The 21,962-nt window shown below is 65.6% G+C and carries 17 protein-coding genes; 12 read left to right on the plus strand and 5 right to left on the minus strand.

Annotation, left to right across the window (positions count from 1 at the left end; all coding sequences use genetic code 11):
- Window positions 1-43 precede the first annotated feature (43 nt).
- From XH93_RS40130 to rocF, 4 genes are all read left to right on the plus strand, one after another.
- Window positions 44-2,590, plus strand: coding sequence for a glycogen/starch/alpha-glucan phosphorylase (locus tag XH93_RS40130; RefSeq protein ID WP_371814874.1), 2,547 nt, complete (start codon window positions 44-46; stop codon window positions 2,588-2,590).
- 98 nt (window positions 2,591-2,688) lie between these two features.
- Entirely contained in the window at window positions 2,689-3,345 is a 657-nt protein-coding gene (locus tag XH93_RS40135; protein WP_194471672.1) for an alpha/beta fold hydrolase, read from the plus strand.
- Window positions 3,346-3,491: 146 nt separating this feature from the next.
- Window positions 3,492-4,310, plus strand: coding sequence for an acyl-CoA thioesterase II (locus tag XH93_RS40140; protein ID WP_139479665.1), 819 nt, complete (start codon window positions 3,492-3,494; stop codon window positions 4,308-4,310).
- Between the two features lie 108 nt (window positions 4,311-4,418).
- Window positions 4,419-5,396 (plus strand): arginase, encoded by a 978-nt coding sequence (rocF, locus tag XH93_RS40145; protein ID WP_139479666.1) that lies wholly within the window; start codon window positions 4,419-4,421, stop codon window positions 5,394-5,396.
- A gap of 228 nt (window positions 5,397-5,624) precedes the next feature.
- On the opposite strand, the gene XH93_RS40150 is transcribed toward rocF, so the two are convergent.
- The 3 genes from XH93_RS40150 to XH93_RS40160 form a co-directional block, all read right to left on the minus strand.
- Window positions 5,625-7,241 carry a phosphoenolpyruvate carboxykinase gene (locus XH93_RS40150; protein ID WP_139479667.1) on the minus strand — a complete coding sequence of 539 codons (1,617 nt, stop codon included), beginning with the start codon at window positions 7,239-7,241 and terminating at the stop codon, window positions 5,625-5,627.
- Window positions 7,242-7,553: 312 nt separating this feature from the next.
- Window positions 7,554-10,148: a CHAT domain-containing tetratricopeptide repeat protein gene (locus XH93_RS40155; RefSeq protein ID WP_194471673.1), complete on the minus strand. Its 2,595-nt coding sequence runs from the start codon at window positions 10,146-10,148 to the stop codon at window positions 7,554-7,556.
- 146 nt (window positions 10,149-10,294) lie between these two features.
- A complete protein-coding gene (locus tag XH93_RS40160) occupies window positions 10,295-11,029 on the minus strand; it encodes a HugZ family protein (protein WP_194471674.1) in 735 nt (244 codons plus the stop codon).
- 243 nt (window positions 11,030-11,272) lie between these two features.
- Between XH93_RS40160 and XH93_RS40165 the strand changes: the two genes are divergently transcribed.
- From XH93_RS40165 to XH93_RS40185, 5 genes are all read left to right on the plus strand, one after another.
- Window positions 11,273-11,974 carry a response regulator transcription factor gene (locus XH93_RS40165; protein WP_139479670.1) on the plus strand — a complete coding sequence of 234 codons (702 nt, stop codon included), beginning with the start codon at window positions 11,273-11,275 and terminating at the stop codon, window positions 11,972-11,974.
- Between the two features lie 109 nt (window positions 11,975-12,083).
- Window positions 12,084-13,895 carry a sensor histidine kinase gene (locus XH93_RS40170; RefSeq protein ID WP_194471675.1) on the plus strand — a complete coding sequence of 604 codons (1,812 nt, stop codon included), beginning with the start codon at window positions 12,084-12,086 and terminating at the stop codon, window positions 13,893-13,895.
- A complete protein-coding gene (locus XH93_RS40175) occupies window positions 13,892-14,458 on the plus strand; it encodes an HPr kinase/phosphorylase (RefSeq protein ID WP_194471676.1) in 567 nt (188 codons plus the stop codon). The genes XH93_RS40170 and XH93_RS40175 overlap by 4 nt, the downstream gene beginning before the upstream one ends.
- Before the next feature lie 87 nt (window positions 14,459-14,545).
- Window positions 14,546-14,947: a PTS sugar transporter subunit IIA gene (locus XH93_RS40180; protein WP_021076632.1), complete on the plus strand. Its 402-nt coding sequence runs from the start codon at window positions 14,546-14,548 to the stop codon at window positions 14,945-14,947.
- Window positions 14,944-15,270: an HPr family phosphocarrier protein gene (locus XH93_RS40185; protein ID WP_194471677.1), complete on the plus strand. Its 327-nt coding sequence runs from the start codon at window positions 14,944-14,946 to the stop codon at window positions 15,268-15,270. The genes XH93_RS40180 and XH93_RS40185 overlap by 4 nt, the downstream gene beginning before the upstream one ends.
- A gap of 201 nt (window positions 15,271-15,471) precedes the next feature.
- Here the strand turns inward: XH93_RS40185 and XH93_RS40190 are convergent, their stop codons facing one another.
- Window positions 15,472-17,088: a glycosyltransferase family 39 protein gene (locus tag XH93_RS40190; RefSeq protein WP_194471678.1), complete on the minus strand. Its 1,617-nt coding sequence runs from the start codon at window positions 17,086-17,088 to the stop codon at window positions 15,472-15,474.
- Between the two features lie 241 nt (window positions 17,089-17,329).
- Between XH93_RS40190 and lepA the strand changes: the two genes are divergently transcribed.
- Window positions 17,330-19,141: a translation elongation factor 4 gene (gene lepA / locus XH93_RS40195; RefSeq protein WP_139479674.1), complete on the plus strand. Its 1,812-nt coding sequence runs from the start codon at window positions 17,330-17,332 to the stop codon at window positions 19,139-19,141.
- 280 nt (window positions 19,142-19,421) lie between these two features.
- Window positions 19,422-19,751, plus strand: a complete 330-nt coding sequence (locus tag XH93_RS40200; RefSeq protein ID WP_194475522.1) for a hypothetical protein — start codon at window positions 19,422-19,424, stop codon at window positions 19,749-19,751.
- A gap of 327 nt (window positions 19,752-20,078) precedes the next feature.
- Here XH93_RS40200 and XH93_RS40205 read toward each other — a convergent pair whose 3' ends face one another.
- A complete protein-coding gene (locus XH93_RS40205; RefSeq protein WP_194471679.1) occupies window positions 20,079-20,525 on the minus strand; it encodes an isoprenylcysteine carboxylmethyltransferase family protein in 447 nt (148 codons plus the stop codon).
- Between the two features lie 197 nt (window positions 20,526-20,722).
- On the opposite strand from XH93_RS40205, the gene XH93_RS40210 reads away from it, so the two are divergent.
- A complete protein-coding gene (locus XH93_RS40210; protein ID WP_194471680.1) occupies window positions 20,723-21,949 on the plus strand; it encodes an MFS transporter in 1,227 nt (408 codons plus the stop codon).
- The last annotated feature ends 13 nt before the right edge of the window (window positions 21,950-21,962 follow it).

A 21,962-nucleotide genomic window follows, 5' to 3' on the forward strand; every position in this document is an offset into this window, starting at 1 on the left:
TGCTCCAGCGAAGGGATGGGATCATGCTGCGGGGATTCGCATCATGATCCCGAAGTCTGAATGGCAGGGATTGGGCGCGTTGCAGGAACAAACAAACTACCCACTACTAAATCAGCCGATCGATGAACTGGCGCTGGGCGAGATCAAGAGCGCGATCCTCGCCAAGCTCAGGCTCGCGATCGGCAAGGACGCCGGCATGGCGACGCGGCGCGACTGGTACAAGGCGGCGGCGCTGGCGCTGCGCGACCGCATCGTGCACCACTGGCTGAGCACCGAGAAGGAGAGCTACGATGCCGGCGCCAAGCGCGTCTATTATCTCTCGCTCGAGTTCCTGATCGGCCGCCTGTTCACCGACGCGTTGAACAATATGGGGCTGCTGCCGGTGTTCGAGGCCGCGCTCGGCGATCTCGGCGTCGATCTGTCGGACCTGCGCAAATGCGAGCCGGATGCCGCGCTCGGCAATGGCGGCCTCGGACGGCTTGCGGCGTGCTTCATGGAGAGCATGGCGACGCTGGCGATCCCCGCGATCGGCTACGGCATCCGCTATGATTTCGGCCTGTTCCGCCAGATCATGAACCAGGGCTGGCAGCAGGAATATCCCGACGAGTGGCTGGCCTACGGCAACCCCTGGGAATTCCAGCGGCCGGAAGTGGTCTACAACGTCCATTTCGGCGGCCATGTCGAGCACGTCAACGACCGCGGCCGCGACCGCGCCACCTGGCATCCCGCGGAAACCATCGAGGCGATGGCCTACGACACGCCGATCGTCGGCTGGCGCGGCCAGCACGTCAACGCGCTCCGCCTGTGGTCGGCGCATGCGCCCGATCCGCTCAGGCTCGACGTCTTCAACACCGGCGACTACGTCTCGGCCAGCGCCGAACAGGCGCGCGCCGAGGCGATCTGCAAATTCCTGTATCCGAACGACGAGAGCGCAGCAGGCCGCGAGTTGCGGCTGCGCCAGGAATATTTCTTCGTCTCGGCCTCGCTGCAGGACCTGGTGCACCGCCACCTCTCCTCCGACGGCGGCCTGCGCAACCTCGCGCAAAAGGCCGCGGTGCAGCTCAACGACACCCATCCGAGCCTTGCGGTCACCGAGCTGATGCGCATCCTGGTCGACCTGCACTCCTACCGCTGGGACGAGGCCTGGAAGATCACGGTCGCGACGTTCTCCTACACCAACCACACGCTGCTGCCGGAGGCGCTGGAGACCTGGCCGGTCGAACTGTTCGAGCGGCTGCTGCCGCGGCATCTCGAGATCATCTACCGCATCAACGTGCAGCACCTCGCGCTCGCCGAGGAGCGCTGCCCCGGCGACATCGAATATCGCGCCTCGGTGTCGCTGATTGACGAGAAGAGCGGCCGCCGGGTGCGGATGGGCCAGCTCGCCTTCGTCGGCTCGCACCGCATCAACGGCGTCTCCGCGATGCATTCCGATTTGATGAAGGAGACCGTGTTCCACGATCTGCACCACCTCTATCCCGGGCGCATCACCAACAAGACCAACGGCATCACCTTCCGCCGCTGGCTGATGCTGGCCAACCCGCGCCTGACCGCGCTGCTGCGCGAGACCTGCGGCGAGGCCGTGCTCGACGATTTCTCGCTGCTGGAGCGACTCGAGACCCACTCCAGCGACCTCGAATTCCAGAAGCGTTTTCGCGACGTCAAGCACCACAACAAGCTGGCGCTGGCCCGGCTGATCGGCGAGCGCAACCACATCAAGCTCGATCCGTCGGCGCTGTTCGACGTGCAGATCAAGCGCATCCACGAATACAAGCGGCAGCTGCTCAACATCCTGGAGACGATCGCGCTCTACCACGCAATGAAGGACAACCCGCAGGCCAATTGGGTGCCGCGGGTAAAAATCTTCTCCGGCAAGGCGGCGGCGAGCTATCGCTACGCGAAGCTGATCATCAAGCTGATCAGCGACGTCGCCGAGGTCGTCAACAATGATGCTTCGCTGGGCGGCAGACTGAAGGTCGCGTTCCTGGCCGACTACAATGTCAGCCTCGCCGAGGTGATCATCCCGGCCGCCGATCTCTCCGAGCAGATCTCGACCGCCGGCATGGAGGCCTCCGGCACCGGCAACATGAAGCTCGCGCTGAACGGCGCGCTGACCATCGGCACGCTCGACGGCGCCAATATCGAGATCCGCGACGCCGTCGGCGCGGAGAACATCGCGATCTTCGGCTTGGAAGCCGGCGACGTCATGGTCCGCCGCAAGCAGGGGCTGGACGCCAGCGACATCATCCGCAAATCGCCGCGGCTGGAGCGCGCGATTCGCGCCATCGAGAGCGGCGAGTTCTCGCCCGGCGATCCCGCCCGCTTCGCCTCGATCGGCCACGCGCTGCGCTATCTCGACCACTACATGGTCTCGGCCGATTTCGATTCCTACTACGAGGCGCAGCGCGGCATCGACGCGCGCTGGCAGGTGATCCCGGCCTGGACCCGCGCCAGCATCCTCAACGTCGCGCGGATGGCCTGGTTCTCCTCCGACCGCACCATCCGCGAATATGCCGAGGACATCTGGCACGTGCCGGTGCACCCGAGCGCGCCGCCGCTGATCGGCACGCGGCGCGAGGCGAAGGGGTAGATGTCAATGCGATCGGGCTGGGCTCCTGCTGGGCTGCGACGCGCTGCGACGTCCAGATGAGCCGGCCCGGAGCCATCCCGGTCGTCCTGCTGCCGGGCATGGATGGCACCGGCGAGTTGCTGAAGGGTCTCGCGGAGAGACTGGCCACGCATCGGCCGGTGCAACTGCTCAGCTACCCGCGCGATCGATCGCTGGGCTATGCCGAGCTGACCGCCTATGTCGTCGAACGCGCGCCGGACGCGCCGTTTGTCATCCTCGGCGAATCGTTCTCCGGACCGATCGCGATCGAGCTGGCCGCCACGGATCAGCGCGTCGCGGGCCTTGTCCTGGCGTCGAGCTTTGCGCGGCATCCGTTGCCGGCGCAGCTCGCCGCATTCGTTCGGGCCCTGGACGTCAGATGGCTCCCGAAGCGTCTCGTGACAGCGGCGCTGATGGGAGCGACAGCGAGACCTGAACTCTCGGCCCGTCTTCATGACGTGCTCGCGATCTTGCCGCGCAAGATCCTTCAAGACCGCGCCCGCGAGGCGCTCGGCGTCGACAAGCGCGATCGGCTGCGCAGGATCAGCTGCCCGATGCTGTGTCTTTACGGGCGTGACGATCGCCTGACCGGCAAGCGACAGGTCACCGAGATCGTCGCTGCGCAGCCGCGCTGCCAGGTCCATTGGCTCGATGCCTCGCATATGCTGCTGGCGACCCACCCCGAAGCCGCAGTCGAGGTCATCAACGGCTTCTGCACCCCTTTGGATCGCCCATAGCAGCTTAATCCCGGGACGCGGAAATCGATTACGTCCGACGTCATTGAATTCGGCGCGCTCGCTCGCGATATTGCATGTCGAGCGTCATTGCGAGCGCAGCTCCATTCCTCGCAATGACGGAGACACGACTTTCATTCGAGGCTTTGATGCTCACCAAGACGCCACACCTTTTCGATGAAGCCACCGCCGTCACCGCCGGCGACAGCCGCTGGCAGGGGCGCACCAGCCCGGATTACTGGGCGTTCGTCGGGCCGTTCGGCGGCTGCACCGCGGCGACGATCCTGCGCGCTCTGATGCAGCATCCGCAGCGCGCCGGCGATCCGCTGGCGCTGACCGTGAATTATTGCGCGCCGGTCGCCGAGGGCGTGTTCGATCTCGATGTGCGGCTGGTGAAGGCCAACCGCTCGAGCCAGCACTGGTCGGTCGAGATGACGCAGGGCGGCGGCGAGGTGGCGACGCTCGCGACCGCGGTGTTCGCCGAGCGGCGGCCGTCATGGTCGCATCAGCCGACGGACTTCCCCGGCGCCAAGGCGTTCGAGGAACTCCGCCCGTATCCAAAGCTCGCGATGACCTGGACCAACCAATACGACTTCCGCTTCGACGAAGGCAGGCCGGATATCGGCGGCGCCGCGCTGAAAGAACCGGTGAGCCCGTACTCGAAGCTCTGGATGGCCGACCGCGTGCCGCGCAAGGTGGACGCGCTATCGTTGATGTCGATGTCGGACGCGTTCTTCGGCCGCATCTTCCACGCGCGCAACGAGCTGGTGCCGTTCGGCACGGTGTCGCTGACGACCTATTTCCATGCCGATGCGGCCGACCTCGCGGCCGAGGACACCACCCGCCTGGTCGCGGTCGCCGACGCCAAGACGTTCCACAAGAGCTATGGCGACCAGCACGGCGAATTGTGGTCGCCGTCCGGCCGCCTGCTCGCGACCACGACGCAGATCGCGTATTTCAAGGCGTAGGCGCAGCCGGCTATCCACAATGGCCTGATAGGATCGGATTGCCTATTTCAAGGGTTGAGGGAACATTGGCGCGTCGCTGCTGTTCCACACCCTTGGGAGCCATGCCGCATGTCCGAAGCCGACACTGTAAAGCATCAGCGGATCGCGCTGCTTGGCGTTCCCATCGAGATCGGCGCGGCGCAGGCCGGCCCGCTGATGGGACCGGACGCACTGCGCACCGCCGGGATCGCGCGGCTGCTCGAGCAGCTCGGTTTTCAGGTCGACGACCACGGCAACCTTGCGATCCCCGCGGTCGTCAACGACGGCCCGGTGCCGGCAAACACAAAGTTCTATGACGAGGTGAAGACCTGGACCCGCGCGCTGTCCGAGCGCGCCTACTGGCTGGCGCAGTCCGGCGCGATCCCGATCTTCATGGGCGGCGATCACTCGCTGTCGATGGGCTCGATCAACGGCGTCGCGCGCTACTGGCAGGAGCAGGGCCGGCCGCTGTTCGCGCTGTGGGTCGACGCCCACACCGACTACAACACGCCGGCCACCACCATCACCGGCAACATGCACGGCATGTCGGCCGCGTTCCTGTGCGGCGAGCCCGGGCTCGACGATCTGCTCGGCGGCTTGCCGCGCGCCAGCATCCCGCCGAGCCAGCTCGACGTGATCGGCGCGCGTTCGATCGATCCGCTGGAGCGCAAGCTGCTGCGCCAGCGCAACGTCTCGATCGCCGACATGCGGCAGATCGACGAGTTCGGCGTCGCCGTGCTGACCCGCCGCGTGATCGAGCGCGTGCGCGCCAAGAACGGCGTGCTGCACGTCTCGTTCGACGTCGACTTCCTCGATCCGGCGGTGGCGCCCGGCGTCGGCACCACGGTGCCGGGCGGCGCGACCTATCGGGAAGCCCATCTGATCATGGAGCTGCTGCACGACTCTGGATTGGTGCGCTCGCTCGACATCGTCGAGCTCAACCCGTTCCTCGACGAGCGCGGCCGCACCGCGCGCGTCGCGGTCGAATTGATCGGCAGCCTGTTCGGCTTGCAGATTACGGACAGGCAGACACCGAGCAACGCCGTGCTGCCGGAGATGGGGGAGTAGCGCGCTCGCTCTATCCCCGTCATCCCCGCGCAAAGGCTTCGCCTTTGTCGCTGGAGGTGCGAGCCTCTTCGGCGAGCCTCGAAGGATGCACGGCCCGGCCGGTGGCCGATTCATCCTTCGAGGCTCGCAAGGGCTCGCACCTCAGGATGACGGGTTTGACAGGGTCTGTACAAAACAAAAAAGGCGGCCACACGGGCCGCCTTTTCAATCACGCAATCAGGACGCGGCCTATTCGGCCGCCACCTTGACGTCCGGCGCGGCGGCGCGGACTTCGGCGTCGACCTGGGCTTCGAACTTGGCGAAATTCTTGGCGAACATGCCGACCAGCGCACGCGCGGTCTTGTCGAACTCGGCCTTGTCGGCCCAGGTCTTGATCGGATCGAGCAGATGCGGCTCGACGCCCGGCAGCGAGGTCGGCACCGCGAAGCCGAAATACCTGTCGGTGCGGAAGCTCGCATTGCGCAGGCTACCGTCCAGCGCGGCGGTGAGCAGCGCGCGGGTCACCTTGATCGGCATGCGGCGGCCGGTGCCGTACTTGCCGCCGGTCCAGCCGGTGTTGACCAGCCAGCAATCGACATCGTGCTTGGCGATCAGCTCGCGCAGCATGTTGCCGTAGACCGAGGGATCGCGCGGCAGGAACGGCGAGCCGAAGCAGGTGGAGAATTCCGGCTGCGGCTCGTTGCCGAGGCCGCGCTCGGTGCCGGCGACCTTCGCGGTGTAGCCGGACAGGAAGTGATACATCGCCTGCGCCGGCGTCAGCTTGGCGATCGGCGGCATCACGCCGAAGGCGTCGGCGGCGAGCATCACCACGTTCTTCGGATGCGGCGCGCAGCCGGTGCGCGAGGCGTTCGGAATGAAGTCGAGCGGATAGGCCGAGCGGGTGTTCTCGGTCTTCGAGCCGTCGTCGAAATCGGGCACGCGGTCGTTCGCGCCGAGCACGACGTTCTCCAGCACCGCGCCGAAGCGCTTGCTGGCGGCGTAGATTTCCGGCTCGGCTTCGCCGGACAGCTTGATGCACTTGGCGTAGCAGCCGCCTTCGAAGTTGAAGACGCCGTCCTCGCTCCAGCCGTGCTCATCGTCGCCGATCAGCGTGCGCTTGGGATCGGCCGACAGCGTGGTCTTGCCGGTGCCTGATAGCCCGAAGAAGATCGCGGTATCGCCGGCGGGCCCGACATTGGCCGAGCAATGCATCGGCATCACGCCCTTCTCGGGCAGGTAATAGTTCAGCGTGGTGAACACGCTCTTCTTCATCTCGCCGGCATATTGCGAGCCGCCGATCAGGACGATCTTGCGCGCGAAATCGATCGCGACGACGTTCTCCGAGCGCACGCCGTGACGCTTCGGATCGGCGCGGAAGCTCGGCAGGTCGATGATGGTGAGCTCCGGAACGAAGCTTGCGAGCTCCGACGTCTCGGGACGGATCAGGAGCGTGCGGATGAACAGCGAATGCCAGGCGAGTTCGGTGAAGACGCGCGTCTTGATGCGATGCTTCGGATCGGCGCCGCCGTAGAGATCCTGCGCGAACAGCGTCATGCCTTCGGCGTGCTTGAGGAAGTCGGCATGAAGCGTCGCGAACTGCTCCGAGGTGATCGACTGATTGCCAGCCCACCACATGTTCTTGTCGGTCAGGCCGTCGCGAACCGTGAACTTGTCCTTTGGACTACGGCCGGTGAACACACCGGTGTCCGCGCAAAGCGCGCCGTCGGCCGAGAGCACCGCTTCGCCATTGCGCAACGAATGCTCGTAGAGCTGGGGCGCGCCGTAGTTCCAATGCACGCCCTTGAGATTTTTTAAGCCGAATTTGTCGGCGCCAAAGGCACCGTTATGCACGCCCGTCTCTTGCACGAAGAACCTCCTCGAACCCGCGTATCCTTGTTCGCGCGAATGTCGCCAAACGCGCCCCGCCGCGGTGACCGTCTGTGGAATATAGCCTCTCGGCTCCGGTCCGGCGACCTAATAGTGGGGATCGCCGGGCTTGCCAAGCTAGTCGACTGGCTTTTGGTTTATTCCAAGGCAGCCACATCGTCATGTGCATATGCCGCAGCGCGGCAGCGTTTCGCCCTGCTTTCGTTTTCCTGTTGTTTTCAAAGGAGTCGCGCGGCGTTTTGCCACCATTCTCCCTGTCGACAGGGCGTTGCGATGCACAAACGGTGCCAGTCAGCGGGCCGCGCCCTCGCCGATCAGGGCGAACGGCGCCCAGAATGCCGGGTATGCATTTCGCGGCGACGATGTGTCGTTGAGATAGACCAGCATGGCCTGGCGCAGCGCCTCGGCGCGACCGAGCTTCGGATCGGCCTTCAAACGATCGAACGTCGATGTGGTCAGCCGCGTTGCGGCCTCCGAATCCACCGACCAGTGCGACACCAGCAATGCCCGCGCGCCGGCATAGAAGAACGACCGCGCCAGCCCCGAGAGGGCTTCGGCACCGGGCTTGTCGCCGGCTATCGTGTTGCACGCAGATAGCACCACCCAATCGGCGTTGAGCTTGAGCTGCGCGACCTCGCTTGCGGTCAGCAGGCCGTCGTCGAAAGCGGACGGCTGTTTTGGAATGCTCAAGACCAGAGAAGGTTCCGCAAGACCTTTCACATCGCCGGCGACAAGGCCGTGCGTCGCGAAATAGACGATGCCGTAATCGGCCAATTGCGCGCGTTTGACCGTGGATTCGCTGGCGTCGGCGCCGAGATGGATGTCGGTGCTGGCGGCGCCGAGATCCTTTGCCACGGCATTCAACTCGTCGGCGGTATCAGGCAGTTGCGGCAGCGCCGCCGCAAGCCGCACGCGATCGACGCCGGCGCCCTGCCAGAAATCGGTGTAGGCCGAAGTGACCAGCGCACGCGAGGCCTGTTTGACGGCCGTGCGGTTGTCGCCGGCGCCTTCGAGCGACGGATTGAACAAGGGATCGCCGAAGCCGGTCAGCGGCTTGGTGCTCTGCTCCTTGCGCGCGAACACGCGCGAGGCCTTCAGGCTGGAGGCCGCCGGCAGGATCGAGACAGACTGCCGCTTCAGCAGCCACGAGGCGTCGCGATAACCGGCAAAGGTTTCGGGAATCGCAGCCGGCGGCGGCGCGGTGACCAGCAAATGAAATGGTAGCGCTGTCAGCGATCCGACCGGCGCAACCAGCAGACTGCGCTTGTCCTTGATGAGCGATTCCACCGGTCCGAGCAGCGTCGCATAGAGCTCGTTGGCGAGGCCAAGATCGAACAGGCCGGCCTTGCCGGTGGCGTCCTGCGCCTTGCCGATGTCGAGGCCGCGGCGAAACGCGGCAACCTTCTCCGACAGCGCGCCGGCGCCGAGCGGAACGGATGTCCAATCGGCGCCATCGCGGGTCAGCGCGAACACAAAGCTTTCCTTCTCGGCGACCGCGAACAGCACCATGGCCTCGTCGGCGGCAAGCAGCGACTGGATCTCCTTTGCGGTCATCGGCAGCGGATTCGACAGCGCGGCATAGTCGGGGAATTCGCTGGCGAACGTCTTTTGCAGGCCGGCGCGCTCGGCGGCGATGGCGGCGAGCCGCGCGCGGCTCTTCGCTTCGGCGGCGGCATCGCGTTTGGCGCGATCCTTCGACACCGCCGACAGCAGCGACTTGTCGAGCGCCTCGGCCTCGCTTGTGAGATCCTGATCGCGGCGCACCAGTTGCGCGAGCCGATCGGTGCCGGCGGCAAGCCGCACCGCGAGCTTGTTCACGGCCGAGGCCGCCGACGATTGCGTGGCGCGCTGCACCACGTTGAGCGCATCGTCGAGCGCCTTCTCGCTCGGCAGCAGTTGCTGGCGCTGCGCGGCCAGCAGCACCGGCAGCGCCACGCGCAGCTGCATGCGGCCGCTTGCGATCGTGGCCTGCACGATCGGCAGCGCATCTTTCGTGTGACCTTCGGCCTGGTAGAGCGAAGCGAGGTTGTTGAGCGATATCGCAAGATCGGGATGATCGGGGCCGAGTGCGGCCTGACGGATCGCGACCGCGCGCTGATAGAGCGGCTCGGCGTCCGTATAGCGGCCCTGGCGTTCGTAGAGATCGGCAAGGTTGTTGAGCGAGCGCGCGACGTCGGGATGCTCACGCCCCAAAACCTTCTCGCGGATCGCAAGCGAACGCCGGATCAGCGGTTCGGCCTCCGCGTAGCGGCCCTGCACCTTCTCGACCTGGCCGATATTGTTGAGCAGCGTCGCGACCGCGGGATGCTCGCGGCCGGCGGCCTTCTCGTAGATCGCCAGCGCCCGCTTGAACAACGGCTCGGAATCCTCATGGCGGTCGAGCTTTTCGTAGAGCGTCGCGAGATTGTTGATCGATTGGCCGAGATCGGGATGGTTCGGCCCGAGCGCCTTCTCGCGGATCGCAAGCGCGCGCCTGAACAGCGGTTCGGCGTCGGCATAGCGCTGCTGGCGCTGATAGAGCGCGGCGAGATTGTTCAACTCCGGCGCCGCCTCGGCGGAGTTGAGGCCGGACACCTTGTCGAGAATCGCGATGGCGCGCTTGAGCAGCGGCTCCGCCTCGGCGTCGCGGCCCTGCTCGCCATACAGCTGGGCGAGATTGTTCAGCGCCGCCGCGACGTCGCGATTGTCGGGGCCGTATTTCTTCTCGAGACTATCGAGCTGGCCCTGCGCCAACGGCACGGCTTCGGCATATTTGCCGGCGCGGCTGAGCGCGTTGATTTTAGCGCTCAGCGCAGCGACGCCTTCCGCGAACGCCGGCGCACTCAGGCCGGTACTTGCGGCAAGCGCGAGCCACGCCGCGACGACCAGATGAATGCCTGACTTCATGAGCCTCGCTCGCCGCTTCACCGATCGCGCAGGAGCCATGGCCGTGCGACATGATGCCTCGCTGCGCTGCCATGAGTCGCGGCAGCGGCAATGTCCGTTCAAGGCCTGGAAGATTTGTCGCGATCCTTGATCGCTACGTCTTGGCGCTATGTCTTGGCGCGCGCCTCACCGGCGAGCCGGACCAGCATCTTGCGCAGCGAGGTGCCGTCGGTGACGCGCTCGGGAAAATCCAGCCGCAGCGTCTTGCGGCCGGCCTGCAGGTCGATGCCGTCAGGATCGCAGCCGGTTGTGATCCAGTCCGCACTCTCGGCGCCGAGCAGACGCGTGGCGTAGAGGTTCATCGCCTCGCGGTGATCCTCGTTCATATGCGCCACCGCGCCCGCCTCAGCCTCCAGCAGCGACGCGGCATCGCTCAGATCGGTCAGGAACTGCGCAGGGCTGAGGTCGACGATGCGGCCGAACCCGGCGACCAGGTGGGCGCCGCTCGGCCGGATTACGAAGAACGAAAAATCCTTAAATTCGACAAAGGCTTCCGCTGATGGATGGGCCGCGAGGTAGCGCCGGCGAACGAGTTCCCGCTCGGCCTCCGCAACCTCCTCCGCCCGCCCTGCCAGCATGATCCGGGCCCCCTCCAGCGGATCACCCTCGGCGCGCTCGTCCAGCATCAGCGACACCCGGCCGTCGGCCAGGATGTTCCGGGTGTGCAGCGCCAGCCGCGAAATCAACAGAATCGGGGCGCCGTCCGGATGGCTGGCCAGATTGACCAACGAACAATAGGGATCGCCGCTGCCGGCCATTAGTGTGGCGAGCGCCCCCTGGCGGCTGCGGCGGAGCAGCGAGCGGGCGAGGTGAGCGGGGTCGAAATCGGCGGTCGGTTGCATGGGAGGCCTGTTGGGTCAGTTTAATTGCGGAACCCGCCGCTTTGCGATGAAAAAGGGCCTTTTCTCGTGGTCTCAGGGTGCTATATGGGGTCCATCGCATGGGACGCAGAAGCAGTTTTTGCGGAACTCGGTCACACTTCAGCCCAGCTTGCATTGCTCGGTTGACCACGTTCGAAGCCCATTTTGACGGCGCGTCGCTTGGAATGCCCGCCGTTTAAGCCACTCTCATTGTGAAAGCAGCTCATGCCCACAATCGCCTTGGTCGACGACGACCGCAACATTCTCACTTCCGTCTCGATCGCGCTCGAAGCCGAAGGCTATCGCATCATGACCTACACGGATGGTGCATCGGCGCTGGATGGATTTCGAACGTCGCCGCCAGACCTCGCGATCCTCGATATCAAGATGCCGCGGATGGACGGCATGGAGACGCTGCGGCGGCTGCGCCAGAAGTCCGACCTGCCGGTGATTTTCCTGACCTCCAAGGATGAAGAGATCGACGAGCTGTTCGGCCTGAAAATGGGCGCCGACGATTTCATCCGCAAGCCGTTCTCGCAGCGCCTGCTGGTCGAACGCGTCAAGGCCGTGCTCCGCCGCGGCCAGCCGAAGGATCCGACCGCGCCGCCGAAGGAGCCGGACGCCCGCGCGCTCGATCGCGGCCTGCTGCGGATGGACCCGGAGCGCCACACCTGCACCTGGAAGAACGAGCCGGTGACGCTGACCGTGACCGAGTTCTTGATCCTGCAGGCGCTGGCGACGCGGCCCGGCGTGGTGAAGAGCCGCAACGCGCTGATGGACGCCGCCTATGACGACCAGGTCTATGTCGACGACCGCACCATCGACAGCCACATCAAGCGGCTGCGCAAGAAGTTCAAGGTCGTGGACGACGAGTTCGAGATGATCGAGACGCTGTACGGCGTCGGCTATCGCTTCAAGGAAGCCTGATCTGCGCTAATGGGGCGGTTTGTTAACTGACAGCGTCCGCGCGGCTGGGTAAGCTCTCGCGGACGCCTGCTTCGCGGGGCAACCTCCAATCCAACCGGCAGTCTTGCCAGTGCTTGATCGAACGCAGCCCGAGCCTGGACTGAATCACGGGGACGCGTCACAGCTCCTCGAACAGGACCTCGTCGCCGACGATGCAGCGGCGCGGGACAAAGGCTGGCGGCGTCCGCTGAGCTGGCTGCGCCGCGCCGGCCAGTTCTTCTTCGCATTGTCATTCTCGAGCCTGACGCGCCGCATCGTCTCGCTCAATCTGGCCGGCCTCGTCGCGCTGGTCGCCAGCATCCTCTATCTCTCGCAATTCCGGCAGGGCCTGATCGAGGCCCGCACCCAGAGCCTGCTGGTCTATGCCGAGATCATCTCGGAGGCGATTGCAGCCTCGGCGACCGTCGAAGGCAACACCGTCACCATCGATCCCGACCGCCTGCTCGACCTGAAGCCCGGCGAGAGCTTTGGCCAGCCGGATGAATCGGCGGATTTCCCGATCAATCCGGAACGCGTCGCGCCGGTGCTGCGCCGGCTGATCGCGCCGACCAAGACGCGGGCGCGCATCTTCGACCGCGACGGCGGGCTGATCCTCGACAGCCGCAATCTGTTTGCCCGCGGCGACGTGCTGCGCTTCGAGCTGCCGCCGCCGTCGGAGAAGCCGTCGCTGTACGAGAAGACCAAGATCGCGATCAAGACCTGGTTCAACCGCGGCGACCTGCCGGTCTATCGCGAGCTCGGTCCCGAAGGCGGCAAGGGCTATCCCGAAGTCGCCCAGTCGCTCGAGGGCATGAAGAGCAGCATGGTCCGCGTCACCGAGCGCGGCGCGGTCGTGGTGTCGGTCGCAGTGCCGGTGCAGCATTTCCGCGCGGTGCGCGGCGCGCTGATGTTGACCACCCAGGGCGACGACATCGACCAGCTGGTGCTGTCCGAGCGTCTCGCCATCCTCAAGGTCGGCGGCGTCGCCTCCGCCGTCATGATCATGCTGTCGCTGCTCCTGGCGAGCACGATCGCTGGCCCGGTGCGGCGGCTCGCCTACGGCGCCGAGCGCGTCCGCCACCGCATCCAGACCCGGGTCGAAATTCCCGACTTCACCGGGCGCCGCGACGAGATCGGCCATCTATCCGGCGCGCTGCGCGACATGACCAACGCGCTGTACAGCCGTATCGAGGCGATCGAGATGTTCGCCGCCGACGTCGCCCACGAGCTGAAGAACCCGCTGACCTCGCTGCGCTCCGCGGTCGAGACGCTGCCGCTGGCGCGCAACGAGAACAGCCGCGCGCGGCTGCTCGCCGTGATCGAGCACGACGTCCAGCGGCTCGACCGCCTGATCTCCGACATCTCGGACGCCAGCCGGCTCGATGCCGAGTTGCAGCGCCAGGACATGGCGCCGGTCGATCTGCGCCGGCTGTTGACGACGCTGACCGGCGTCGCCAACGAGACCCGGCTCGGCCACGACGTCGCCGTCGAGGCCCGCTTCGAGGGCCGCGGACCGACCGATACGCTGTCGGTGCCCGGCCATGATTCACGGCTCGGCCAGGTGATCTCGAACCTGCTGTCGAATGCGCAGTCGTTCTCCAAGCCCGGCGACAAGGTGCGCATCGTCTGCCGCCGCGTCCGCGGCGAGGTCGAGATCGTGGTCGACGATGACGGCCCCGGCATCGGCGAGGATGCGCTGGAGCGGATCTTCGAGCGCTTCTACACCGACCGGCCGCACCAGGGCTTTGGCCAGAACTCGGGCCTCGGCCTTTCGATCTCCAAGCAGATCATCGAAGCGCATGGCGGACGGATCTGGGCCGAGAACCGCTTTGGCGCGGCGGACGAGGACGGCAAGCCCACGATCGCCGGCGCGCGATTCGTGGTCCGGCTGCCTTCACTATGAGCGACAATTCAAGCGTGCACGCATCCGCCGTCCTGGTCGGCGAACGCGCCGTGCTGATCCGGGGTCCCTCGGGGGCCGGCAAGTCCCGTCTGGCGTTCGATCTGATTCTCGCCGGGCGCACCGGACAGCTTCCGCCGGCCATTTTGGTGGGGGACGACCGTGTCCATCTCGACACAGCCGGCGAACAATTGTGGGTCCGCCCGGCGCCGCAATTGGCCGGTCTGATCGAGATCCGGGGCCTCGGAATCCGCCATTGCCCGTTCGTGGCGGAGGCCGTGGTCGGGCTCGTCGTCGATCTGGCCGCTGACGATGCGGAGCGGCTGCCTCCGCCGGAGGCACTCAAAATCAGCCTCAATGGTGTTTTGATACCGAGAATCCCGGTTTCCGCCGGTTTCCAACCCCTTCCGCTGGTTGTCGCAGCGCTGACGACAACTGAAAGTTCATGTTCCCGTAATCTTGCGGGCAATTGTGGGAAGGGAATTGGTAACCATATCACATCCACTATCGCGCCGGATTTAGTCGGCGCAGCCTCCCCTCTCTACCGCCAGGATCAGGGAGACTAGCCAAGATGCCCTCTTGCGCAGGGCCTCTGGATGGTCAAAGTGGCGCGTTCGTGCGGTGCACCAAAGAGCGCCCGCGAGGAGTTTCCGATGATTGGTCTAGTGCTGGTGACCCATGGGCGCCTTGCCGACGAGTTCAGAGCGGCGCTCGAACACGTGATGGGTCCGCAGAAACAAATTGAAGCAATTACGATCGGAGCCGAGGACGACTCCGATCTCTGTCGAAGCGATATCATCGAAGCGGTGAATCGCGTCGACAGCGGCGATGGTGTCGCGATCCTCACCGACATGTTCGGCGGCACGCCGTCGAACCTTGCGATCTCCTGCATGAGCCGCCCGAAGGTGGAAGTGCTCGCGGGCATCAATCTTCCCATGCTGGTCAAGCTTGCCAAGGTCCGCGAGGAGCGCTCGCTGCCCGACGCGATCGCGATGGCCCAGGAAGCCGGCCGCAAATACGTCACCATCGCCAGCCGCGTTCTCGCAGGCAAATGAGCGGCGAGGCCCCGGGCGCGAACGACGTCGGCCCGGGCGTGCCCGCGGATGCGATCTCCCGTGAACTCTTGATCGTCAACAAGCGCGGCCTGCATGCGCGGGCGTCGGCCAAGTTCGTCCAGATGGTCGAGCGCTTCGACGCCGAGGTCTGGGTCACCCGCGGCGGCGAGACCGTCGGCGGCACCTCGATCATGGGACTGATGATGCTCGCCGCCGGCCCCGGCACCACCGTCGTGGTGTCCGCCAAGGGCGCCGAAGCACAGCAGGCGCTCGACGCCATCGCCGAGCTGGTCGCCAGCAAGTTCAACGAAGAAGGCACGTAGGCGGCGCGCGCCGCGAAGGCGGTCTGCTCCCTCGCCCCGTTCTTGCGGGGGCGCGACGAGCAGAGCTCGCGCTGAGAGGGTTGGGGTGAGGGGCTCTCTCCACCGCGGTGCTTTATCGAGAGACCTGTACCCCCTCACCCGGATCGCATCATTCGATGCGATCCGACCTCTCCCCGCAAGCGGGGAGAGGTAAGAGGCGGGCTACTTCGCCGGCGGGACCAGATAGATCTTCCAGACCGTCGACGGGCCGGGATGGCCGCCGAAGAAGCGCTGCGTGGTCATCACCAGTTGCTCGGCGCCCTTGGCATGCTCCGCCATCCACGTCTCGCACGGCGTGATGTATTCCGGCTCCTTGGGATCGCAGATGCCGATGAAGCCGAGACGCTTGGCCTCGTCGAGCGAGGTCAGTCCCGACGACCACGCTTCGCCCGGCATGATCGCCGCGGGATGATCGGGGCTGTAGAACGTCATCGGCTCGGCGATGTCGGAGCGCGCGACCACGACCGCCCAGCGCGAATGGAATTTGCGTTGCCAGGTCTCGGTCAGCTCGCGCGCCAGCTCCGAGCGCGCGGCATAGGTCGAGGCGCCGGTGCTGTTCGACGCCACCTCTTGCGAGGCGATGCTCGGCGCGGCGATCAGGGTGACGATCGTGACCACGAACCAGATCGCGGTGATCGCGAACAGCGCCATGCGGGGCATCCGCAGCGTCGGGATCGCGATCAGGGCCAGCGGCACCAGGAAGAACAGCGGAATGCCCCAGTCGGTCTTGATGTAGACCGAGAACGCCAGCGCGCCGAGCGGCGGCCCGATGGCGACGATCAGCTGGATCAGCCAGATGTTGAGTGCCTGCGGCAGATTGACCGCCGGATTGGGCCCGCGCGACCAGATCCATGCCGGCGCGCCCGCCCGCGGCCAGCGCGCCAGCGCCACCGCGAGCAGCGCGATCAAGGCCAGCACCGCCGGCGCGGCGAGCAGCGCCAGATTGTGCCCGATATAGCCGGTGACGTGCTGGAGATTGAGCGCGCGGCTCGGCAACGCGTAGACGTCGCCGGCATAGGTGAACGGCAGGAAGTTCACCTCCTCCAGCCACACCAGATGCGGGATCATCGCCACCGCCACCGTGCCGAGCGCAACCCATGGCGCCGGCGAGCGCAGGAAGGCGAGCCGCTGCGGATGAATCAGCGCGGCCAGCCCGATGGCGCCGATCACCGTCACCACCCAGTATTTGGTCATCAGCGCCAGCGCGCCGGCAAAGCCGAGCCACAGGCCGGATTTCACGGTGCGCTTCTCGAACGCATTCAGATAGGCCAGCACCAGCAGCGGCAGCGGCACCAGTTGCGCCAGGTCGGCGTTGTACTTGAAGCCCTTGAAATTGAAGATCGGATACAGCGCGAGCATCACCATCATGAAGAACGCGCGGCGATGGTCGACGACGCGCCGCGCGATCAGCCAGCAGACCACCAGCGCGGAGCTCACGGTGGTCATTGCGAGCAGGTAGGTCGACCAGTTGGTGACCGGGAAAATCCTGAACCAGACCCCGGCGATCCAGCCCGACAGCGGCGGATGCTTGCCATAGCCGAGCAGGAAGCGCTGGCCCCAGGCGTAGGCCTCCGCGACGTCCATATGGACGTCCTGCGCGGCCTTGAGCTTGACCAGGATCAGCGTCCACAGCAGCGCGTGGACCAGCGCGAAACCGACCACGAGCCACACGGCCGTGTTCGGATCGGTGGCGCGCGCGGCAATCCACGCGGCGATCCGGCGGACCGAGAGCTTGCGCTTGGCGCGGCGCGCGGCGGGGAGATAGGAAGCAGTCGACATGGTCTCTGGGTAGCGTGTTTTTTGGGCCCGCGAAATCAGCTTGGCGTGAGAAGGGCTCCAGCGCCTTCGGTCTGTCAGAGGTTGATCTTTCGGAAAAGGCGGCGTCGGGAACGCCTAGCAGAAACGTGACCGGAAATCATTACGGCGGCCGGCCGGAACGCCTCCACGATTCGCCGTCATACCCCTGCAAAATACTGCATTATGGTTGCCCGCGCGGGGGTGCGGATGCTATCCCGCGCCCATGACAACTGCCCCGATTTCCAACATCCGCAACTTCTCCATCGTCGCCCATATCGACCATGGCAAATCGACCCTGGCCGACCGCCTGATCCAGATGACGGGCGGCCTGTCGGATCGCGAAATGGCGGGCAAGGAGCAGGTGCTCGATTCCATGGATATCGAGCGCGAGCGCGGCATCACCATCAAGGCGCAGACCGTTCGGCTGAACTACCGCGCCAAGGACGGCAAGGATTACATCTTCAACCTGATGGACACGCCCGGCCACGTCGACTTCGCCTACGAGGTGTCGCGGTCGCTGGCGGCGTGCGAGGGTTCCCTGCTGGTGGTCGACGCCAGCCAGGGCGTCGAGGCGCAGACGCTCGCCAACGTCTACCAGGCGCTCGACAACAATCATGAGATCGTGCCGGTCCTGAACAAGGTCGACCTGCCCGCCGCCGAGCCGGAGAAGGTCAAGCAGCAGATCGAGGACGTGATCGGCATCGACGCCTCCGATGCCGTGATGATCTCGGCCAAGACCGGCGTCGGCGTGCCCGACGTGCTGGAAGCGATCGTCACCCGCCTGCCGCCGCCGAAGGGCGACCGCGACGCGACGCTCAAGGCGCTGCTGGTCGACAGCTGGTACGACGTCTATCTCGGCGTCGTGGTGCTGATCCGCGTCGTCGACGGCGTGATGAAGAAGGGCAGCCGCATCCGCATGATGGGCACCGGCGCGGCGTATGACATCGAGCGCGTCGGCTTCTTCACGCCGAAGATGGAGCAGGTCGAGGAGCTCGGCCCCGGCGAGATCGGCTTCATCACCGCTGCGATCAAGGAAGTCGCCGACACCCGCGTCGGCGATACCATCACCGACGACAGGAAGCCGATCAGCGAGATGCTGCCGGGCTTCAAGCCGGCGATCCCGGTGGTGTTCTGCGGCCTGTTCCCGGTCGACGCCAACGATTTCGAGACGCTGCGCGCGGCGATGGGCAAGCTCCGCCTCAACGATGCGAGCTTCTCCTATGAGATGGAAACGTCGGCCGCGCTCGGCTTCGGCTTCCGCTGCGGCTTCCTCGGGCTGCTGCATCTGGAGATCATCCAGGAGCGGCTGTCGCGCGAGTTCGATCTCAACCTGATCGCGACCGCGCCGAGCGTGATCTACAAGATGAAGCTGACCGACGGCACCGAGCTCGAGATCCACAACCCGGTCGACATGCCCGACGTGGTCAAGATCGCCGAGATCGACGAGCCGTGGATCGAGGCGACGATTCTCACCCCCGACGAGTATCTCGGCAGCGTCCTAAAGCTGTGCCAGGACCGCCGCGGTGCGCAGAAGGAGCTGACCTATGTCGGCTCGCGCGCGATGGTGAAGTACGATCTGCCGCTCAACGAAGTGGTGTTCGATTTCTATGACCGGCTGAAGTCGGTCTCCAAGGGCTACGCCTCGTTCGACTATCATCTCACCGACTACAAGCCGGCTGACCTGGTCAAGATGCAGATCCTGGTCAACGCCGAGCCGGTCGACGCGCTGTCGATGCTGGTGCATCGCACCCGCGCCGAAGGCCGCGGCCGCGCCATGGTCGAGAAGATGAAGGAGCTGATCCCGCCGCACATGTTCCAGATCCCGATCCAGGCGGCGATCGGCGGCAAGGTGATCGCGCGCGAAACCGTCCGCGCGCTGCGCAAGGACGTCACCGCAAAATGCTACGGCGGCGACATCACCCGCAAACGCAAGCTTCTGGAGAAGCAGAAGGAAGGCAAGAAGAAGATGCGGCAGTTCGGCAAGGTCGACATCCCGCAGGAAGCTTTTATTGCCGCGCTGAAGGTGGACAGCTGAGGCGCCGGTCCGCTTCCAGCTGAATCGCGCAAAACAACCCCATGCAAAGTAGCCGGCACGGTGCTTGAGTACCGCCAAAGACATGTGACATGTCGGGCGGAACAGCGGCGGCATTCCCATTCGGCAAGGTCGACATCCGGCAGGATGCCTCGTCGCCGCGCTGAAGGTTGACAGCTGAAGCGCCGCTTAAGGGCGCGGCATGATGTCCATTGTTGTCCCAGCAACAAAACGCACCACCATTTGAATCGCCATCGCATTGCGTGACGACTAAACTGCGATGATGTTGCGCATTCTCTCCATCTCGATCATCGCTCTCCTGTTGCTGCAGCCCGATACCAGCTCGGCCGCTTCATCGAAGAAGCGGCAGTCTGCCCGCTGGCATGGCTATGGCTTCCTGCCCGGCTACCGGCAGCCGCCGAACGAGACCATTCCGGTGTTCGGTCCGCGCGGCGCCGCGCGCGGCTATCCGGACTGGTCGCCGCAGTATTATTATGGCGGCGACTGGCATTATTTCGGCCGGCCCGGATTCTATCGCGGCCGGTACAATGGCGGCAGTTTTGGTCCGTGCTGGACCTGGACGCCGATCGGGCGCGCCTGGAATTGCGGGTAGAGCATGATCCGGACCCGGAGGGCCGCGTTAGCGCAAAGTGCGAAGCGGTTTTCCGAAGAGATCATGCTCAAACAAGAAGCCAGAGCGTGATGAAGTGAGGTTGAATCGGTTGGGCCGCGGGCTCGGTCCACCTCTCCCCGTCGGGGAGAGGTCGATTTGCGCAGCAAATCGGGTGAGGGGCCGCAGCTCCAACGAGAGACCGTAACCGCTCACCCGCGCCTTCGGCGCGACCTCTCCCAAGGGAGAGGTGAACTTCCGCTGCCGCGTCGGCTCAACCTAATCCCATCCTGCTCTAGCTAGTAATCTCATCCCGCTCGCGCCAACCGCTCACACCCAGCGCCGCACCCGCGCGACATAGTCGTCATAGGCGGCGCCGAACTGGCGGCGCATCTTGGCTTCCTCGAACGGAATGTGCACCCAGTTGGTCGTCGCGAACACGGCGATCGGCGCGATGAACATCGGCCACGCTCCGACCCAGATCGCGATGCCGAGCACAAGCAGCACGAGGCCCGAATACATCGGATTGCGGGTGAAGCGGTAGGGACCGCGCGTGACCAGCGCGCGATTGGTCGGCGATGTCGGCTCGATCTCGGTGCCCTCGCGCTGAAACAACATGAACGCCCACACCGGCGGAACGAACGCAATCACCACCAGCACGATTCCCAGCGACGGAATCGGCAGGCCGGCCGGCGTCGGCCAGCCGAGCCACCAGCTCAGCAGCGCGGCGAGAAGGAGATAAAGCAACGTCCAGATCGGCGGAGGAAGCTTGAGCATGGCGCTGTCCCGCTCAAAAGCGACGCTCGATGAGCGCCTCGATTGCCATTGCAACATTCTGCTACCGCAGCAATTTGTTCGCTTTGGGTCCGCAGCGCCAATACGCCGGTGCTTGCCCCGATCGGCCGGATGGGCCACCATCGCCTGCCCGCTCGACAACACAACAAAAACGGCAGGGGAAACGCCAAGGAAACGCGATGAGCAAGTCCGCTCGGTTCGACTATGGCTGGGTCGTCGTCGGCGCGGGTGCGCTGATGACCTGCGTCGGCTTCGGCACCATGCTGTCGCTCGCGGTGTTTCTGCAGCCGATCTCGGATGCGATGGGCTGGTCGCTCGCCGGCATCTCGGCAGCGGCGACGCTGGATTTCCTCTGCATGGGATTTGCCGCCTTTGCCTGGGGCACGCTGTCGGACCGGTTCGGCACCCGCATTGTGGTGCTGGCCGGGAGCCTCCTGCTCGGGCTTGGGCTGGTGACGGCGAGCCAGGCGCAGAGCCTGTGGCAATTCCAGCTTTGCTTCGGCGTACTGATCGGGATCGCGGCCGGTAGCTTCTATGCGCCGATGATGGCGCTGGCGAGCGCCTGGATCGACAAGCATCGCAGCCTTGCCGTGGCGTTGGTCTCCGCCGGCATGGGCGTGTCGCCGCTGACGGTGGCGCCGACCGCAAGCTGGCTGATCACGGCCTATGACTGGCGCACCGCGATGCTCGTGATCGGCATCGCCGCATGGGCGCTGCTGATCCCGGCGTCGTTTTTGATACGCCCGGCGCCGCATGGCTCGGAGGTTGCGAGCAACGCGGCCGCGAGCGCACCCGACACCGAATGGACCGCGGCGCAGGCGCTGCGCACGCCGCAATTCCTTGCGCTGGCCGGCGCGCATTTCGCCTGCTGCGCGGCGCATTCCGGGCCGATCTTCCACATGGTGTCCTACGCCATGGTGTGCGGCATCGCGCCGCTCACCGCGGTCACCGTCTACAGCCTCGCCGGCTTCTCCGGGCTCGGCGGCCGTCTGCTGCTCGGCGTGCTGGCGGATCGGCTCGGCGCCAAGCCGGTGCTGGTCGGCGGCCTCCTGGTGCAGGCGTTCGCGATCGCGACCTATCTCGCGGTGGCGCGGCTCGGCGAATTCTACGCGCTGTCCGTCGTGTTCGGCCTCGCCTATGGCGGGGTGATGCCGCTCTATGCGGTGCTGGTGCGCGAATTCTTCGGCGCGCGCATCATGGGCACCGTGTTCGGCGCGGTGTCGGCGTTTGCCAGCCTCGGCATGGCGCTCGGGCCGTGGGCCGGCGGTTACGTGTACGACACGTTCCACGGCTATACGTGGCTGCACGCCGGTTCGTTCGCCATCGGCCTTGCGGCGGTCGCGGTGGCGCTGAGCTTCCCATCGAAGCGCCGGGCTTCGCTCGATCTCGGCCGCGCCGCGGCGTAAGCTGCGACGCGTT

It is taken from the genome of Bradyrhizobium sp. CCBAU 51753 (genome assembly GCF_015291565.1).
Classification (GTDB): Bacteria; Pseudomonadota; Alphaproteobacteria; order Rhizobiales; family Xanthobacteraceae; genus Bradyrhizobium; species Bradyrhizobium ivorense.

Excerpts from the sequence above, each read along its gene's own strand:
- XH93_RS40190 (WP_194471678.1), bottom strand. The coding sequence starts at position 17,088 with ATGTCGACTGCTTCCTATCTCCCCGCCGCGCGCCGCGCCAAGCGCAAG.
- XH93_RS40175 (WP_194471676.1), top strand. The coding sequence starts at position 13,892 with ATGAGCGACAATTCAAGCGTGCACGCATCCGCCGTCCTGGTCGGCGAA.
- XH93_RS40210 (WP_194471680.1), top strand. The coding sequence starts at position 20,723 with ATGAGCAAGTCCGCTCGGTTCGACTATGGCTGGGTCGTCGTCGGCGCG.
- XH93_RS40205 (WP_194471679.1), bottom strand. The coding sequence starts at position 20,525 with ATGCTCAAGCTTCCTCCGCCGATCTGGACGTTGCTTTATCTCCTTCTC.
- rocF (WP_139479666.1), top strand. The coding sequence starts at position 4,419 with ATGTCCGAAGCCGACACTGTAAAGCATCAGCGGATCGCGCTGCTTGGC.
- XH93_RS40135 (WP_194471672.1), top strand. The coding sequence starts at position 2,689 with ATGGATGGCACCGGCGAGTTGCTGAAGGGTCTCGCGGAGAGACTGGCC.
- XH93_RS40165 (WP_139479670.1), top strand. The coding sequence starts at position 11,273 with ATGCCCACAATCGCCTTGGTCGACGACGACCGCAACATTCTCACTTCC.
- XH93_RS40185 (WP_194471677.1), top strand. The coding sequence starts at position 14,944 with ATGAGCGGCGAGGCCCCGGGCGCGAACGACGTCGGCCCGGGCGTGCCC.
- XH93_RS40180 (WP_021076632.1), top strand. The coding sequence starts at position 14,546 with ATGATTGGTCTAGTGCTGGTGACCCATGGGCGCCTTGCCGACGAGTTC.
- XH93_RS40130 (WP_371814874.1), top strand. The coding sequence starts at position 44 with ATGATCCCGAAGTCTGAATGGCAGGGATTGGGCGCGTTGCAGGAACAA.
- lepA (WP_139479674.1), top strand. The coding sequence starts at position 17,330 with ATGACAACTGCCCCGATTTCCAACATCCGCAACTTCTCCATCGTCGCC.
- XH93_RS40155 (WP_194471673.1), bottom strand. The coding sequence starts at position 10,148 with ATGAAGTCAGGCATTCATCTGGTCGTCGCGGCGTGGCTCGCGCTTGCC.
- XH93_RS40200 (WP_194475522.1), top strand. The coding sequence starts at position 19,422 with ATGTTGCGCATTCTCTCCATCTCGATCATCGCTCTCCTGTTGCTGCAG.
- XH93_RS40160 (WP_194471674.1), bottom strand. The coding sequence starts at position 11,029 with ATGCAACCGACCGCCGATTTCGACCCCGCTCACCTCGCCCGCTCGCTG.
- XH93_RS40140 (WP_139479665.1), top strand. The coding sequence starts at position 3,492 with ATGCTCACCAAGACGCCACACCTTTTCGATGAAGCCACCGCCGTCACC.